Annotated in this window: 11 protein-coding genes, 3 tRNA genes and 3 rRNA genes; 4 read left to right on the forward strand and 13 right to left on the reverse strand. The window is 51.7% G+C overall.

Annotated features, from left to right (window positions below):
- Positions 1-13: 13 nt before the first annotated feature.
- From ilvM to ilvL, 3 genes are all read right to left on the reverse strand, one after another.
- Complete coding sequence (gene ilvM, locus M4I31_RS23740; RefSeq protein ID WP_085049760.1) at positions 14-277, reverse strand: acetolactate synthase 2 small subunit; 264 nt, start codon at positions 275-277, stop codon at positions 14-16.
- On the reverse strand, positions 274-1,920 hold the full coding sequence (ilvG, locus tag M4I31_RS23745; RefSeq protein WP_085049759.1) for an acetolactate synthase 2 catalytic subunit: 1,647 nt from the start codon (positions 1,918-1,920) through the stop codon (positions 274-276). The genes ilvM and ilvG overlap by 4 nt, the downstream gene beginning before the upstream one ends.
- A 140-nt stretch (positions 1,921-2,060) precedes the next feature.
- Positions 2,061-2,159 (reverse strand): ilv operon leader peptide, encoded by a 99-nt coding sequence (gene ilvL / locus M4I31_RS23750; protein WP_001311244.1) that lies wholly within the window; start codon positions 2,157-2,159, stop codon positions 2,061-2,063.
- Positions 2,160-2,511: 352 nt separating this feature from the next.
- On the opposite strand from ilvL, the gene M4I31_RS23755 reads away from it, so the two are divergent.
- Positions 2,512-4,032 carry a YifB family Mg chelatase-like AAA ATPase gene (locus M4I31_RS23755; protein WP_038634615.1) on the forward strand — a complete coding sequence of 507 codons (1,521 nt, stop codon included), beginning with the start codon at positions 2,512-2,514 and terminating at the stop codon, positions 4,030-4,032.
- Positions 4,033-4,056: 24 nt separating this feature from the next.
- On the opposite strand, the gene maoP is transcribed toward M4I31_RS23755, so the two are convergent.
- Positions 4,057-4,395, reverse strand: coding sequence for a macrodomain Ori organization protein MaoP (maoP, locus tag M4I31_RS23760; protein WP_003018025.1), 339 nt, complete (start codon positions 4,393-4,395; stop codon positions 4,057-4,059).
- 106 nt (positions 4,396-4,501) lie between these two features.
- On the opposite strand from maoP, the gene hdfR reads away from it, so the two are divergent.
- On the forward strand, positions 4,502-5,347 hold the full coding sequence (hdfR, locus tag M4I31_RS23765) for an HTH-type transcriptional regulator HdfR (protein WP_087856748.1): 846 nt from the start codon (positions 4,502-4,504) through the stop codon (positions 5,345-5,347).
- Positions 5,348-5,446: 99 nt separating this feature from the next.
- On the opposite strand, the gene M4I31_RS23770 is transcribed toward hdfR, so the two are convergent.
- From M4I31_RS23770 to M4I31_RS23795, 6 genes are all read right to left on the reverse strand, one after another.
- Positions 5,447-5,522 (reverse strand) — tRNA-Trp (locus M4I31_RS23770).
- 52 nt (positions 5,523-5,574) lie between these two features.
- Positions 5,575-5,651: transfer RNA gene (locus tag M4I31_RS23775), tRNA-Asp, on the reverse strand.
- Between the two features lie 54 nt (positions 5,652-5,705).
- Positions 5,706-5,821, reverse strand: a 5S ribosomal RNA gene (rrf, locus tag M4I31_RS23780).
- Between the two features lie 99 nt (positions 5,822-5,920).
- Positions 5,921-8,825 (reverse strand): 23S ribosomal RNA (locus tag M4I31_RS23785).
- A 209-nt stretch (positions 8,826-9,034) separates the two neighbouring features.
- A tRNA-Glu gene (locus M4I31_RS23790) sits at positions 9,035-9,110 on the reverse strand.
- 85 nt (positions 9,111-9,195) lie between these two features.
- A 16S ribosomal RNA gene (locus M4I31_RS23795) occupies positions 9,196-10,735 on the reverse strand.
- Together the 16S, 23S and 5S rRNA genes with 3 tRNA genes alongside form the textbook arrangement of a ribosomal RNA operon.
- 454 nt (positions 10,736-11,189) lie before the next feature.
- Here M4I31_RS23795 and M4I31_RS23800 point away from each other — a divergent pair.
- Positions 11,190-11,894, forward strand: a complete 705-nt coding sequence (locus M4I31_RS23800; RefSeq protein WP_038635812.1) for a FadR/GntR family transcriptional regulator — start codon at positions 11,190-11,192, stop codon at positions 11,892-11,894.
- A gap of 1 nt (position 11,895) precedes the next feature.
- A complete protein-coding gene (gene mdtD / locus M4I31_RS23805; RefSeq protein WP_038635809.1) occupies positions 11,896-13,323 on the forward strand; it encodes a multidrug transporter subunit MdtD in 1,428 nt (475 codons plus the stop codon).
- Here the strand turns inward: mdtD and rbsR are convergent.
- From rbsR to rbsB, 3 genes are all read right to left on the reverse strand, one after another.
- Complete coding sequence (rbsR, locus tag M4I31_RS23810; protein WP_250856845.1) at positions 13,289-14,281, reverse strand: ribose operon transcriptional repressor RbsR; 993 nt, start codon at positions 14,279-14,281, stop codon at positions 13,289-13,291. The genes mdtD and rbsR overlap by 35 nt on opposite strands.
- A 3-nt stretch (positions 14,282-14,284) precedes the next feature.
- Positions 14,285-15,214 carry a ribokinase gene (rbsK, locus tag M4I31_RS23815; protein WP_038635803.1) on the reverse strand — a complete coding sequence of 310 codons (930 nt, stop codon included), beginning with the start codon at positions 15,212-15,214 and terminating at the stop codon, positions 14,285-14,287.
- A gap of 140 nt (positions 15,215-15,354) precedes the next feature.
- Entirely contained in the window at positions 15,355-16,245 is an 891-nt protein-coding gene (gene rbsB, locus M4I31_RS23820) for a ribose ABC transporter substrate-binding protein RbsB (RefSeq protein ID WP_006687780.1), read from the reverse strand.
- Between the last annotated feature and the right edge of the window lie 5 nt (positions 16,246-16,250).

The raw sequence follows: 16,250 nt of genomic DNA on the forward strand, positions 1-16,250 counted from the left end.
CTTCCTTTTGCGCTCAGGCGCGGATTTGTTGTGATGTGGTTGTGCTCTGGCAGATAGCAACATGTGCAACGTCTACCAGATTACTTAACTGACTAAACAGTAAGTCGACCGACCGGGGGCTGGCAACGGTCAATTCGATATTTATATTCTGCGCATCGCTGGCGGCTGCCATATTCATGGAGCACACCTGAAAACCACGATGGCGTACCACGCGTAAAACACGTTCTAACGTTTCCGGGTTGAAACGAGCCTCAACGGCGACCTGATGTTGCATCATGATAATTTCTCCAGCATTTCTGAGTTACTGGCGCCAGGCGGCACCAGAGGCCAGACATTCTCAAGTTCGTCGATTGAGACATGAAGCAGGTATGGCCCCTCGCTGTTCAGCATGGTGTCGAGTGCCGCTTCAACCTGGTCTTTACGGGTGATGTGCTGACCAGGTATGCCGAAGGCGCTGGCCAACATGAGGAAATCGGGGTTATCGGTAAGGGTGGTTTCGCTATAACGTTCCTGGAAAAACAGCTGCTGCCATTGTCGCACCATGCCCAAGCGCTGGTTGTCGAGTAAGACTATCTTCAGCGGCAACTGCCTGCGTTTTACGGTGCCCAGTTCTTGTACATTCATCATGAAAGAACCGTCACCGGAGATACAGATTACCGTATCGTTCGGACGAGCCACCTGCGCGCCAACAGCAGCTGGCAGGCCAAAGCCCATCGTACCCAAACCGCTGGAGGTGATGAAATTTTCCGGGCGGGTGTAGGTCATATGCTGCGCGGACCACATTTGATGCTGACCAACATCCGTCGTCACCACGCTATCTGCTGGTTTGCGTTCAGACAGCTGTTTTAACAACAGCGGCGCGTAGATAGCGTCACCCGGATGATCATAGCGCCAGGCATGTTCTGCGCGCAGCTCTGCACAGGACTGACGCCATGCGTCGATCTTCAGCGGTTGTTGTAATGCTGGCAACAGCGAATTTAAATCGCCCTGCAACGCGACGTGTGCCTGACGCAGCTTATTCATTTCTGCCGGGTCGATATCCATATGGATGACGCTGGCGTTAGGCGCGAAAGTATTCAGCTTACCGGTTACCCGGTCATCAAAACGTGCGCCCACTGCGATCAGTAAATCACTCTCTTGCACCGCGAAATTCGCCGCCTTAGTACCGTGCATTCCCAGCATGCCCAAATAGTACGGGTAGTCCGCGTTTACTGCGCCCAGGCCTTTCAGCGTGCAAGCGACCGGTATTTGGGTATGCGCGATAAACTCACGCAGGGCAGAGACCGCCTGCGCCATACCCACGCCACCACCTACGTACAGGATGGGTTTTTGCGCCTGAGCCAGCATTTTACGCGCCTGCTCAACGTCAGCATGCGGGAAAGTCTCTACGTTTCCGACGGTCGTGAAATACGGTTCCAGCGTACCGCTGGCTAACTGAATATCTTTTGGGATATCGACCAGTACGGGGCCCGGACGACCAGAGTTCGCCACGTCGAAAGCTTCTGCCATGATGCGCGGCAGTTCCTCCAGTGACTGCACCAGGAAACTGTGCTTGGTGCAAGACAGAGACATACCGAGAACGTCCACTTCCTGGAACGCATCCGTTCCGATGAAAGGTGATGCAACCTGGCCGGTGATCGCCACAACGGGGACAGAATCTAACAGCGCATCGGCAAGACCGGTGATCAGGTTGGTCGCGCCTGGGCCGGACGTAGCGATACAAACACCGGTTTTACCTGTAGCACGAGCATAACCAATCGCCGCCATCGCCGCGCCCTGCTCATGTCGACACAACAGGTGTTCTACGCCGCCGTCATATAACGCATCATAAACCGGCATAATTGCGCCACCGGGATAACCAAAGACGGTTTGAACCCCTTGTGCACGCAACGCATGTACCACCCACTGTGCCCCATTCATAGTTACATCCCCGCCGTAAATCTTGAGAAACAGAATTTTATGCTACCGTTCACTTTCTGCTCCTCGTGTATGTTTTTAAGGTCAAAAAAAAACCCCCGGACCTTTCGGTGCGGGGGTCTTAGTTCGTTAAGGCTTGTTTTCTAAGCCTTTCCTCGTCCAAGTGCAGCCCCGCACGGTGGGATAATAATCACCACCACGCTAATCACGACCAGGCTAATCACTCGTAGAAGGGCTGTCATTTTTATATTTTCTTGCATCTTGTTCGAAGGAATACCTAAAGAGTTACCATAGAATTTGCAAATAACACAAGAATTTTTTTTATTCGTTTTTCTGAGCCCGGTAACGGTTTTGATAAATCGCCTTGTTTTTTATATAAAAAATTAAAAAATGAAAATATTTCACGTTTCAGGTCATGCTTGAGCACACACTCCCCCGCGACAACACCTCATAAATACGTTTGCGAGCGTTATCCCTGGTTTCATGCAAAAGATTTAATTTGCAGAAAAATACGTGAATCAGCATCTAAAATCCGCGATCAAATTAAATTTTGCCGTGATGCATTACCGCATAATGCCTTCATCAGGAGGGGTTATGTCACTATCGATTGTTCATACACGCGCCGCGCTTGGCGTGAATGCGCCAGCCATTACCATTGAGGTACATATCAGCAATGGTCTACCTGGTTTAACCATGGTGGGATTGCCAGAAACAACGGTGAAAGAGGCCCGCGATCGGGTTCGCAGTGCGATTATTAATAGTGGGTATGAATTCCCGGCGAAGAAGATAACCATTAACCTCGCTCCTGCCGATCTTCCCAAAGAAGGAGGGCGATATGATTTACCTATCGCAGTTGCGCTTCTGGCCGCTTCTGAGCAGCTTACAGCCCATAATCTCGATACCTACGAGCTGGTAGGCGAATTAGCGCTTACAGGCACGCTACGCGGCGTTCCAGGAGCGATTTCAAGCGCAACCGAAGCAATACGAGCAGGCAGGAGAATTATTGTCGCAAAAGAGAATGCCGCTGAAGTTGGACTGATACATGGTGAAGGGTGTCTGATTGCCGATCACCTACAGTCCGTATGCGCATTTCTCGAAGGGAAGCATGATTTAGACAGACCGTTATCTGCAGACTTCACGCCAGAGCCATTAGCCGATGATCTGAGCGATGTCATCGGTCAGGAACAAGGCAAACGCGGGTTGGAGCTCACTGCGGCTGGCGGTCACAACCTGCTGCTTATCGGCCCTCCGGGGACGGGAAAGACCATGCTGGCCAGTCGCCTCAGAGGACTACTCCCGCCGCTTAGCAACGATGAGGCACTAGAAAGTGCTGCGATACTCAGCCTGGTCAATTCCACTACGATACAAAAACAGTGGAAGCAGCGCCCCTTTCGCTCACCGCATCACAGTGCTTCATTAACCGCCATGGTAGGTGGCGGGTCTATTCCTGCGCCGGGAGAGATCTCTCTGGCGCATAACGGCATACTATTCCTGGATGAATTACCTGAGTTTGAGCGACGTACGTTGGATGCCCTGCGTGAACCTATCGAGTCCGGGCAGATCCATTTATCCCGCACTCGGGCTAAAATAACCTACCCTGCACGCTTTCAACTCATTGCTGCAATGAATCCAAGCCCAACGGGTCATTATCAGGGGAACCATAACCGCTGCACCCCAGAGCAGACGCTGCGTTACCTCAATCGATTATCAGGACCGTTTCTTGACCGTTTCGATCTCTCCCTCGAAATCCCTTTGCCTCCGCCCGGCATACTCAGCCAGAGTGCGATGAAAGGGGAAGATAGCGCAACGGTGAAGCAACGCGTTATCGCCGCACAAGAGCGTCAGTATCGGCGGCAAAATAAGTTAAACGCGCATCTGGACAGTCAGGATATACATGAATATTGCCGACTTCGCAGTGATGATGCGCAGTGGCTTGAAGAGACATTAGCGCATCTCGGATTGTCTATCCGCGCCTGGCTGCGATTGATAAAGGTCGCCCGAACCATCGCGGATCTCGAGCAATGTGATCATATTACCCGTCAGCACTTGCAAGAGGCCGTTGGGTATAGGGCGATAGACAGGTTACTCATTCATTTGCAGAAACTACTGACATAAAAAAAGGGCTTTCGCCCTTTTTTATTAATCATCAGATTCGGTGTAGTCTTCTGCACCTTCCACCTGAGGTTTCCCACCAGACAACGTATGGAAACGTTTTGGACGCTTAATACGCGTCATATACTTAGACCACACGCGTTCGGCTTCGGTAACCGGTTCACGTTCACCACGGCATACCGCAACAAACAGTTTTTCTTCTTCCGTTACCGGCTCACGTTTGCCCAGATCCAGCTCGTTGAAAGCATAACCGTGACGCTCAAGCAGTTGTGCTTCTTTAATGGTGAAATCACCATGACGGGAGAATCCGCGGGGATAATATTTATTGTCGAAATATCGATTAGTCGTCGTAAAGCTTTCCGCCATCCTGCACGCTCCTAATTCTTTGGCCGAGCTATTTATGGCGCGGAGTATTAGTTACGCTTGACAGAGCGTCAAACAAAAGATTTAAATCATCACGACAAATAATTTTATGGAGCGAGTTGTGGATACGGAATTGTTAAAAACTTTCCTGGAGGTTAGCCGGACACGCCACTTTGGCAGGGCTGCTGAAGCGCTCTATCTGACCCAATCGGCGGTTAGTTTTCGGATCAGACAACTGGAAAATCAATTGGGTGTAAATCTGTTCACCCGACACAGAAACAATATCCGTTTAACCGCGGCGGGTGAGAAATTATTGCCTTACGCTGAAACGCTGATGAATACATGGCAAGCAGCGCGCAAGGAGGTCGCGAATACCTCGCGGCATAACGAGTTTTCAATTGGTGCCAGCGCATCCCTTTGGGAATGTATGCTTAATGACTGGTTAAGGCGTTTGTATCAGTCACAGGAACCACAAACCAGCCTGCAGTTTGAAGCGAGAATCGCTCAACGGCAGTCGTTAGTAAAGCAGCTACATGAACGACAGCTTGATCTGCTGATCACCACCGAAACGCCCAAAATGGACGAATTTAGCAGCCAACTGTTGGGATATTTCACGCTGGCGCTCTATTGCAGTTCACCTTCACAAACCAAAGATGAACTGAATTACCTACGCCTGGAATGGGGACCCGATTTTCAACAACACGAAGCAGGACTGATCGCGGGGGATGAAGTGCCGGTACTTACCACCAGTTCGGCAGAACTGGCCAGGCAGCAACTTTCTGTCCTTAAGGGCTTTAGTTGGTTGCCCGTTAACTGGGCTAAAGCCAAAAGCGATCTACACACGGTTACCGACAGCACAACGCTCTCACGTCCTTTATATGCAGTCTGGCTGCAAAACAGCGACAAACATGCCCTTATTTGCGATCTGCTAAGAACAAGTATTCTGGAAGATTAAAGAAAGCACTGGCAAGGATGCCGGAAGTAATACAGCAGAAAGGCACAGCTCAAATTGCAGATAAAAAAAATCCTTAGCAAGGATGCTAAGGATTGTTTCTGGCAGGGGCGGAGAGACTCGAACTCGCGACACCCGGTTTTGGAGACCGGTGCTCTACCAACTGAGCTACGCCCCTAAATTTTTTTATCATTAAGCCTGCTTAGTAGCAGGCTTAATTTTCTAATAAGTGGCGGAACGGACGGGACTCGAACCCGCGACCCCCTGCGTGACAGGCAGGTATTCTAACCAACTGAACTACCGCTCCACCGAATTTCTTTGTCACCACCCGGATTTTCATCCCGGCTTACTGCAATTTGATGCCTGGCAGTTCCCTACTCTCGCATGGGGAGACCCCACACTACCATCGGCGCTACGGCGTTTCACTTCTGAGTTCGGCATGGGGTCAGGTGGGACCACCGCGCTACAGCCGCCAGGCAAATTCTGTTTATTAACCCGCTTTTCGCCGGTTAATCTTATCTGTAATCAGGCTGAAAATCTGTCTTCTCAAATCCGCCAAAACACCTTCGGCGTTGTAAGGTTAAGCCTCACGGTTCATTAGTATCGGTTAGCTCAATGTATCGCTACACTTACACACCCGACCTATCAACGTCGTCGTCTTCAACGTTCCTTCAGGAGACTTTAAGTCTCAGGGAGAACTCATCTCGGGGCAAGTTTCGTGCTTAGATGCTTTCAGCACTTATCTCTTCCGCATTTAGCTACCGGGCAGTGCCATTGGCATGACAACCCGAACACCAGTGATGCGTCCACTCCGGTCCTCTCGTACTAGGAGCAGCCCCCCTCAATTCTCCAGCGCCCACGGCAGATAGGGACCGAACTGTCTCACGACGTTCTAAACCCAGCTCGCGTACCACTTTAAATGGCGAACAGCCATACCCTTGGGACCTACTTCAGCCCCAGGATGTGATGAGCCGACATCGAGGTGCCAAACACCGCCGTCGATATGAACTCTTGGGCGGTATCAGCCTGTTATCCCCGGAGTACCTTTTATCCGTTGAGCGATGGCCCTTCCATTCAGAACCACCGGATCACTAAGACCTGCTTTCGCACCTGCTCGAGCCGTCACTCTCGCAGTCAAGCTAGCTTATGCCTTTGCACTAACCTCCTGATGTCCGACCAGGATTAGCTAACCTTCGTGCTCCTCCGTTACTCTTTGGGAGGAGACCGCCCCAGTCAAACTACCCACCAGACACTGTCCGCAACCCGGATTACGGGCCCACGTTAGAACACCAGCCATTAAAGGGTGGTATTTCAAGGATGGCTCCATGCAGACTGGCGTCCACACTTCAAAGCCTCCCACCTATCCTACACATCAAGGACCAGTGTTCAGTGTCAAGCTATAGTAAAGGTTCACGGGGTCTTTCCGTCTTGCCGCGGGTACACTGCATCTTCACAGCGAGTTCAATTTCACTGAGTCTCGGGTGGAGACAGCCTGGCCATCATTACGCCATTCGTGCAGGTCGGAACTTACCCGACAAGGAATTTCGCTACCTTAGGACCGTTATAGTTACGGCCGCCGTTTACCGGGGCTTCGATCAAGAGCTTCTCCTTACGGATAACCCCATCAATTAACCTTCCGGCACCGGGCAGGCGTCACACCGTATACGTCCACTTTCGTGTTTGCACAGTGCTGTGTTTTTAATAAACAGTTGCAGCCAGCTGGTATCTTCGACTGATTTCAGCTCCATGAGTAAATCACTTCACCTACATATCAGCGTGCCTTCTCCCGAAGTTACGGCACCATTTTGCCTAGTTCCTTCACCCGAGTTCTCTCAAGCGCCTTGGTATTCTCTACCTGACCACCTGTGTCGGTTTGGGGTACGATTTCGTGTTACCTGATGCTTAGAGGCTTTTCCTGGAAGCAGGGCATTTGTCACTTCAGCACCGTAGTGCCTCGTCATCACACCTCAGCGTTAAAAGGTACCGGATTTACCTGGAACCTCCGCCTACATGCTTAAACCGGGACAACCGTCGCCCGGCCGACATAGCCTTCTCCGTCCCCCCTTCGCAGTAACACCAAGTACAGGAATATTAACCTGTTTCCCATCGACTACGCCTTTCGGCCTCGCCTTAGGGGTCGACTCACCCTGCCCCGATTAACGTTGGACAGGAACCCTTGGTCTTCCGGCGTGCGGGTTTTTCACCCGCATTATCGTTACTTATGTCAGCATTCGCACTTCTGATACCTCCAGCAACCCTCACAGGCCACCTTCAACGGCTTACAGAACGCTCCCCTACCCAACAACACATAGTGTCGCTGCCGCAGCTTCGGTGCATGGTTTAGCCCCGTTACATCTTCCGCGCAGGCCGACTCGACCAGTGAGCTATTACGCTTTCTTTAAATGATGGCTGCTTCTAAGCCAACATCCTGGCTGTCTGTGCCTTCCCACATCGTTTCCCACTTAACCATGACTTTGGGACCTTAGCTGGCGGTCTGGGTTGTTTCCCTCTTCACGACGGACGTTAGCACCCGCCGTGTGTCTCCCGTGATAACATTCTTCGGTATTCGCAGTTTGCATCGGGTTGGTAAGTCGGGATGACCCCCTAGCCGAAACAGTGCTCTACCCCCGAAGATGAGTTCACGAGGCGCTACCTAAATAGCTTTCGGGGAGAACCAGCTATCTCCCGGTTTGATTGGCCTTTCACCCCCAGCCACAAGTCATCCGCTAATTTTTCAACATTAGTCGGTTCGGTCCTCCAGTTAGTGTTACCCAACCTTCAACCTGCCCATGGCTAGATCACCGGGTTTCGGGTCTATACCCTGCAACTTAACGCCCAGTTAAGACTCGGTTTCCCTTCGGCTCCCCTATACGGTTAACCTTGCTACAGAATATAAGTCGCTGACCCATTATACAAAAGGTACGCAGTCACACCCGAAGGTGCTCCCACTGCTTGTACGTACACGGTTTCAGGTTCTTTTTCACTCCCCTCGCCGGGGTTCTTTTCGCCTTTCCCTCACGGTACTGGTTCACTATCGGTCAGTCAGGAGTATTTAGCCTTGGAGGATGGTCCCCCCATATTCAGACAGGATACCACGTGTCCCGCCCTACTCTTCGAGTTCACAACATGTGCATTTTTGTGTACGGGACTATCACCCTGTACCGTCGGACTTTCCAGACCGTTCCACTAACACACATGCTGATTCAGACTCTGGGCTGCTCCCCGTTCGCTCGCCGCTACTGGGGGAATCTCGGTTGATTTCTTTTCCTCGGGGTACTTAGATGTTTCAGTTCCCCCGGTTCGCTTCGTTAACCTATGTATTCAGTTAACGATAGTGTGACGAATCACACTGGGTTTCCCCATTCGGAAATCGCCGGTTATAACGGTTCATATCACCTTACCGGCGCTTATCGCAGATTAGCACGTCCTTCATCGCCTCTGACTGCCAGGGCATCCACCGTGTACGCTTAGTCGCTTAACCTCACAACCCGAAGATGTTTCACTTCTGATTGCGAAAATTTGAGAGACTCGAACACACCTTTTATCTGTTCTTATTACGGAGAACAGACACAGTGTGTCGTTTCAATTTTCAGCTTGATCCAGATTTTTAAAGAGCAAATATCTCAAACATGACTCGCAAGCCAGTTTTGAGATATCAGGGTACGTGTCTTTCACTCACGAACCAGCAAGTGGCGTCCCCTAGGGGATTCGAACCCCTGTTACCGCCGTGAAAGGGCGGTGTCCTGGGCCTCTAGACGAAGGGGACACTGAAGTCTCAATCGCAAGACGCCTTGCTATTCACTTTTCATCAGACAATCTGTGTGAGCACTGCAAAGGTCGGTTCTTTAAGGTAAGGAGGTGATCCAACCGCAGGTTCCCCTACGGTTACCTTGTTACGACTTCACCCCAGTCATGAATCACAAAGTGGTAAGCGCCCTCCCGAAGGTTAAGCTACCTACTTCTTTTGCAACCCACTCCCATGGTGTGACGGGCGGTGTGTACAAGGCCCGGGAACGTATTCACCGTGGCATTCTGATCCACGATTACTAGCGATTCCGACTTCATGGAGTCGAGTTGCAGACTCCAATCCGGACTACGACATACTTTATGAGGTCCGCTTGCTCTCGCGAGGTCGCTTCTCTTTGTATATGCCATTGTAGCACGTGTGTAGCCCTACTCGTAAGGGCCATGATGACTTGACGTCATCCCCACCTTCCTCCAGTTTATCACTGGCAGTCTCCTTTGAGTTCCCGGCCGGACCGCTGGCAACAAAGGATAAGGGTTGCGCTCGTTGCGGGACTTAACCCAACATTTCACAACACGAGCTGACGACAGCCATGCAGCACCTGTCTCAGAGTTCCCGAAGGCACCAAAGCATCTCTGCTAAGTTCTCTGGATGTCAAGAGTAGGTAAGGTTCTTCGCGTTGCATCGAATTAAACCACATGCTCCACCGCTTGTGCGGGCCCCCGTCAATTCATTTGAGTTTTAACCTTGCGGCCGTACTCCCCAGGCGGTCGACTTAACGCGTTAGCTCCGGAAGCCACGCCTCAAGGGCACAACCTCCAAGTCGACATCGTTTACGGCGTGGACTACCAGGGTATCTAATCCTGTTTGCTCCCCACGCTTTCGCACCTGAGCGTCAGTCTTTGTCCAGGGGGCCGCCTTCGCCACCGGTATTCCTCCAGATCTCTACGCATTTCACCGCTACACCTGGAATTCTACCCCCCTCTACAAGACTCTAGCCTGCCAGTTTCGGATGCAGTTCCCAGGTTGAGCCCGGGGATTTCACATCCGACTTGACAGACCGCCTGCGTGCGCTTTACGCCCAGTAATTCCGATTAACGCTTGCACCCTCCGTATTACCGCGGCTGCTGGCACGGAGTTAGCCGGTGCTTCTTCTGCGAGTAACGTCAATCGCTGTGGTTATTAACCACAACGCCTTCCTCCTCGCTGAAAGTACTTTACAACCCGAAGGCCTTCTTCATACACGCGGCATGGCTGCATCAGGCTTGCGCCCATTGTGCAATATTCCCCACTGCTGCCTCCCGTAGGAGTCTGGACCGTGTCTCAGTTCCAGTGTGGCTGGTCATCCTCTCAGACCAGCTAGGGATCGTCGCCTAGGTGAGCCGTTACCCCACCTACTAGCTAATCCCATCTGGGCACATCCGATGGCAAGAGGCCCGAAGGTCCCCCTCTTTGGTCTTGCGACATTATGCGGTATTAGCTACCGTTTCCAGTAGTTATCCCCCTCCATCGGGCAGTTTCCCAGACATTACTCACCCGTCCGCCACTCGTCACCCGAGAGCAAGCTCTCTGTGCTACCGTTCGACTTGCATGTGTTAGGCCTGCCGCCAGCGTTCAATCTGAGCCATGATCAAACTCTTCAATTTAAGTTTGATGCTCGTGAATTAAACTTCGTAATGAATTACGTGTTCACTCAGAGACTTGGTATTCATTTTTCGTCTTGCGACGTTAAGAATCCGTATCCTCGAGTGCCCACACAGATTGTCTGATAAATTGTTAAAGAGCAGTGCCGCTTCGCTTTTTCTCAGCGGCGCGGGGTGTGCATATTACGCTATCCCGCTTCAGAGTCAAGCGTTTATTTACGCTTTTCTCCGCTGACCCGGCGGCGTGTAATCCGTTGTTCCGTGTCAGTGGAGGCGCATTATAGGGAGTTATTTCAGGCTGACAAGGGGAAATTCAAAATAACTTTCCGAATGCACATTTTTTCACCAAAACAACCATTAACATGCCATAAAATAAGCAATTTGCCGTTTTTGCAGCCGCAATCACACTACCTGGTGGCATACTAATGAATAAGAGAAAGAGTAAGGAATAACATTCATGCCTTTAAATGCCCAACAGCTAGCCGCACAGAAGAATCTGTCCTACGTTCTGGCCGAAAAGTTAGCTCAGCGAATCTTAAAAGGTGAATATGCGCCGGGAGCTATCCTGCCCGGTGAAATAGAGCTGGGCGATCAGTTTGGCGTGAGTCGTACCGCAGTAAGAGAAGCGGTAAAAACGTTAACGGCAAAAGGTATGGTATTACCGCGCCCGCGTATTGGCACTCGCGTCATGCCTCAGGCAAACTGGAACTTCCTCGACCAGGAGCTGCTTACCTGGTGGATGACGGAAGATAATTTCCCTCAGGTCATAAAACATTTTCTGGTGATGCGCATCAGTCTGGAGCCTCAGGCCTGTTTACTGGCGGCGACTATCGGTACGGCAGAACAAAAAGCGCATCTCAATACACTGATGGAAGAGATGGTCGAGCTGAAAAGAAATTTCCGGCGCGAGCGTTGGATAGAAGTTGATATCGCCTGGCATGAGCACATCTATGAAATGAGTGCGAATCCGTTCCTTATCTCCTTTGCATCACTATTCCATTCCGTCTACCAGACCTACTTTACCTCTATTACCTATAACGATGTGGTGAAGCTGGATTTGCACCAGGCTATTGTCGATGCAATAGAGGATAGCGATGGCGATCGCGCCTTCACCGCCTGTCAGGCATTGCTGATAGCACCGAACGTGCTACCGGATAAATAATATGTCAGAAAAGAAATCTCGCAGTATGGCCGGGCTGCCATGGATAGCAGCCATGGCCTTTTTTATGCAGGCATTAGACGCCACTATCCTCAATACCGCTTTACCCGCAATAGCGCACAGCCTTAACCGCTCTCCACTCGCCATGCAGTCGGCTATTATCAGTTATACCCTGACGGTCGCCATGCTGATCCCGGTGAGTGGATGGCTGGCAGACAGGTTCGGTACCCGACGCGTCTTTATGATTGCCGTAAGCCTGTTTACGCTGGGCTCACTGGCTTGTGCGCTATCCAGTTCCTTAAGTGAATTGGTGGTTTTCCGCGTCATTCAGGGCATCGGCGGCGCGATGATGATGCCTGTTGCCCGTCTGGCTTTATTGCGAGCTTACCCGCGCAGCGAATTACTCCCTGTGCTTAACTTCGTGACCATGCCTGGGCTTGTGGGCCCGATTTTAGGTCCGGTATTGGGCGGGGTTCTGGTCACGTGGGCCAGTTGGCACTGGATTTTCCTGATTAATATTCCCATAGGCGTGGCGGGTATCTTCTATGCACGCAAATATATGCCGAACTTCACCACGCCGCGCCGCGGCTTTGATATGACAGGTTTCTTCCTCTTTGGCCTGAGCCTGGTGTTGTTTTCCAGTGGTGTTGAGCTGTTTGGTGAGAAGCTTGTCGCTACCTGGGTCGCACTCAGCATAATTGTGACCAGTATTCTGTTGCTACTTGCCTACATTCGTCACGCGCGTCGTCACCCAACGCCGCTGATATCGCTTCCCATATTTAAGACCAGAACCTTTTCCGTTGGGATCGCTGGAAACCTTGCCACGCGTCTGGGTACAGGATGTGTGCCGTTCTTAATGCCGCTGATGCTGCAGGTAGGCTTTGGATATCCGGCGCTAATTGCGGGTTGCATGATGGCGCCAACGGCGCTGGGATCAATACTGGCAAAATCAATGGTGACGCAGGTGCTGCGCCGACTCGGCTACAGAACGACACTGGTGGGTGTAACGGTTTTTATCGGCCTGATGATTGCACAATTCGCTTTGCAATCGCCTGCCATGCCGGTCTGGATGCTGATCCTACCGTTATTTATTTTAGGTATGGCGATGTCCACCCAGTTTACCTCAATGAATACCATCACTCTGGCGGACCTGACCGATGAGAACGCCAGCAGCGGTAACAGCGTGCTGGCCGTTACGCAGCAACTGTCGATCAGTTTAGGGGTCGCTATCAGCGCAGCCGTCCTGCGTATCTATGAAGGTATGGAAGGTACTAATACGGTTGAACAGTTCCATTACACCTTTATAACCATGGGCGCGATCACTATTGTCTCTGCGCTGATGTTTATGCTGCTAAAAGCCAAAGACGGACGTAACCTGATCAAAGATCGACACAAGCCTAAACCGACCCCCGCGCCATCAAAACAGGAGTAAGTTGCAGGCGTTGTTGCTGCAATGCGGGCTGCGCCATCCGGTGGATTAACACATCGATGGCCAGCTCGCCCAATTCATCTTTGGGTTGATGGATGGTCGTCAGCGGCGGCGTCATATAGCGTGCCAGTTCGATATCATCATAACCCACCACCGCCATATCCTGCGGAATGCGCAATCCTGACTGATACAATGCCTGATACGCTCCGACGGGCATTGCGTCGTTCCCGGTGAAAACGGCCTGCGGTCGCTGTTTATGTGACAACAACGTTTGCATAGCTTCAAAACCACCGCCGAACTCAAAGTCACCGGTGATCTCGTAACCTTCCGGGACCGGCAAGCCCGCTCGCTTCATGGCCGCCCGATATCCTTCCAGACGTAAACGCGCCGGTGTTTTATCCAGCGGCCCGGTAATACAGGCAATGCGCGTAAAACCTTTATCGATAAGATGCTGAGTGGCTAAGTCCCCGCCTAACAGAGAGTTATCCTGAATCAAATCGCTTTCGCCATCAAAGGGCGACCAGTCCATCATTACGGTAGGAATAGAAGGATAGCGTTGCATTATCTCTCTGGAAGGCTGGTGCGTTTCGGTGCAGAGCAGCAGCAAGCCATCCACCCGTTTTTGCATCAGCGTTTCCAGATTGCGGTTCATTCGCTGTTCATCGCCTTCGGTATTGCATAAAACCAGGCTGTAACCGCGTTCAAAACAGCTACGTTCAACGCCACGAACCAGCTCGGAATAAAAAGGATTGGTACTGGCAGTGATTAACATGCCAATGGTGCGGGTCTGGTTTAGCTTGAGACTACGCGCCAGTGCGGAGGGCGCATAGTTAAGCTCTTTAATTGCCGCTTCAACTTTGTCAGTGACAGACTCACTGACAAAGCGATCTTTATTAATGACGTGAGAAACCGTCGACGTAGAAACACCCGCCAGGCGGGCGACGTCCTTCATTGTAGCCAAGCGTTACCTCTGTTGACTTAAAAACGCTTCTATTTCTTCGCGCCATGGAACGGAAGGCTGCGCACCTTTACGGGTAACCGCAATCGCCGCAGCTGCATGGGCAAAACGGATCGCTTCAGGCAGCGGTGTCTCTTCCAGTAACGCTGTAATTAACGCGCCGTTAAAAGTATCCCCGGCAGCGATGGTATCAACGGCGTCCACTTTAAAACCAGGCACTCGGTGACCTTCACCATTCACGCTGGCCCACACTCCGCGACTACCTAAAGTAATCAATACAGTATGGATCCCTTTCGCGTGTAATGCCTGCGCCGCTTTGGCCGCATCTTCATCGTTTTCAACCCGGATCCCCGTCAGCTTCTCAGCCTCGGTTTCATTCGGGGTAATAATATCCACCAGCGCCAGCAGTTCGTCAGAAAGTTCACGCGCCGGAGCCGGGTTAAGGGCGACCGTGGTCTTATTTTGCTGCGCAATTTTTGCCGCAGCCAGCACGCTTTCGATCGGCGACTCTAACTGCATCAGTAAGGCGGAGGCATGCGCAATGCGGTCGCGCTGCGCTTCCACCAGTGCAGGAGAAAGGGCTGCGTTCGCTCCGGCGTGAATGCCAATAACGTTCTCGCCATCACCATTCACAAAAATCAGTGCCACGCCGGTCGATTCCCCTGAAATGACGCTGATCGGCGCAATATCGATATTATCTTTGGCCAACTGTTTACGCACACTTTCGCCAATATCGTCGTCACCCGTACAGGCAATAAACGCGATGTTCGCGCCACTACGACCCGCAGCAACAGCCTGATTAGCGCCCTTTCCGCCAAATGCGACCTGATAATGGCTACCGGTTACGGTTTCACCAGGCGTTGGGAAAGATTTAAGGTTGAGGATGTGATCGGCATTGATGCTGCCAAGAACAACGAGGTTGCCTGCGGTTTTCATGTTCGGAGTGTCCAGTAAAGTGCGCCACCGGGTTAGGGTGGCGCGTGCCCTGCTTTTCTTTTTACGCTTTCATCCTTAGAACCAGGCCCAGGGATGGCGTATTTATGTCTCCATCAGGCCGCGAGCGACCTGAATCGGTGTTACTGCTTGATGACCAGCTTCAGATCAACCGGATATTTAGCCTGAACCTTCTCGCCTTTCAGAACCTTATCCGCAGTTTCCACGCCTTTCGCGCCGATCTGATCCGGCAACTGAGCAATGGTCGCAGCCAGTTTGCCATCATTTACTGCTTTTTCGCCATCTGGCGTGCCGTCAAATCCAACCACCATCACATCAGATTTACCCGCGGTTTGCAGTGCGCGCAGCGCACCCAGCGCCATTTCATCATTCTGGGCAAATACGGCCTGCACGTCAGGATGTGCAGTCAGCAGGTTCTGCATGACGTTCAGACCCTTAGTGCGGTCGAAGTCTGCCGGCTGGCTGGCCAGTACGTTAAATTTGTGTGCCGCAACGGCTTGCTGGAAACCTTCGCCACGCTCACGCGCCGCTGAAGTACCGGCAATCCCCTGCAGTTCGATAACTTTCGCGCCTTCACCTGCTTTCTTCGCGATGTAATCACCCGCAATTTTACCGCCCAGCACGTTATCAGACGCAATGTGGCTGACCACATCACCTTTTGTCGCCTGACGATCCAGGGTAATAACCGGGATCTTCGCCTGGTTAGCCATCTTCACAGCGTTACCAACGGCATCAGAGTCAGTCGGGTTAATCAGCAGTATTTTAGTTCCACGAACCGTTAAGTCCTGAACGTTAGCCAGCTCTTTCGCCGGGTTGTTCTGTGAATCCAGAATCACCAGGTTATAGCCCAGCTTATCCGCCTCTTTTTGCGCGCCATCCTTCAGAGACACAAAGAACGGGTTATTGAGGGTGGAGACCACCAGCGCAATGGTATCTTTCGCCATCGCATTCGCGCTCACGGTGGCGCTCAGCGCAACAGCAGAAACCAGGGTAGCCAGTTTTTTCATGTTCATATTTA

Origin of the sequence: Citrobacter sp. XT1-2-2 (assembly GCF_023516235.1) — a bacterium.
In the GTDB taxonomy this organism is placed as follows: domain Bacteria; phylum Pseudomonadota; class Gammaproteobacteria; order Enterobacterales; family Enterobacteriaceae; genus Citrobacter; species Citrobacter werkmanii.

Coding starts and splice junctions, on each gene's coding strand:
- ilvM (WP_085049760.1), bottom strand. CDS start 277: ATGATGCAACATCAGGTCGCCGTTGAGGCTCGTTTCAACCCGGAAACG.
- ilvG (WP_085049759.1), bottom strand. CDS start 1,920: ATGAATGGGGCACAGTGGGTGGTACATGCGTTGCGTGCACAAGGGGTT.
- ilvL (WP_001311244.1), bottom strand. CDS start 2,159: ATGACAGCCCTTCTACGAGTGATTAGCCTGGTCGTGATTAGCGTGGTG.
- M4I31_RS23755 (WP_038634615.1), top strand. CDS start 2,512: ATGTCACTATCGATTGTTCATACACGCGCCGCGCTTGGCGTGAATGCG.
- maoP (WP_003018025.1), bottom strand. CDS start 4,395: ATGGCGGAAAGCTTTACGACGACTAATCGATATTTCGACAATAAATAT.
- hdfR (WP_087856748.1), top strand. CDS start 4,502: ATGGAGCGAGTTGTGGATACGGAATTGTTAAAAACTTTCCTGGAGGTT.
- M4I31_RS23800 (WP_038635812.1), top strand. CDS start 11,190: ATGCCTTTAAATGCCCAACAGCTAGCCGCACAGAAGAATCTGTCCTAC.
- mdtD (WP_038635809.1), top strand. CDS start 11,896: ATGTCAGAAAAGAAATCTCGCAGTATGGCCGGGCTGCCATGGATAGCA.
- rbsK (WP_038635803.1), bottom strand. CDS start 15,214: ATGAAAACCGCAGGCAACCTCGTTGTTCTTGGCAGCATCAATGCCGAT.
- rbsB (WP_006687780.1), bottom strand. CDS start 16,245: ATGAACATGAAAAAACTGGCTACCCTGGTTTCTGCTGTTGCGCTGAGC.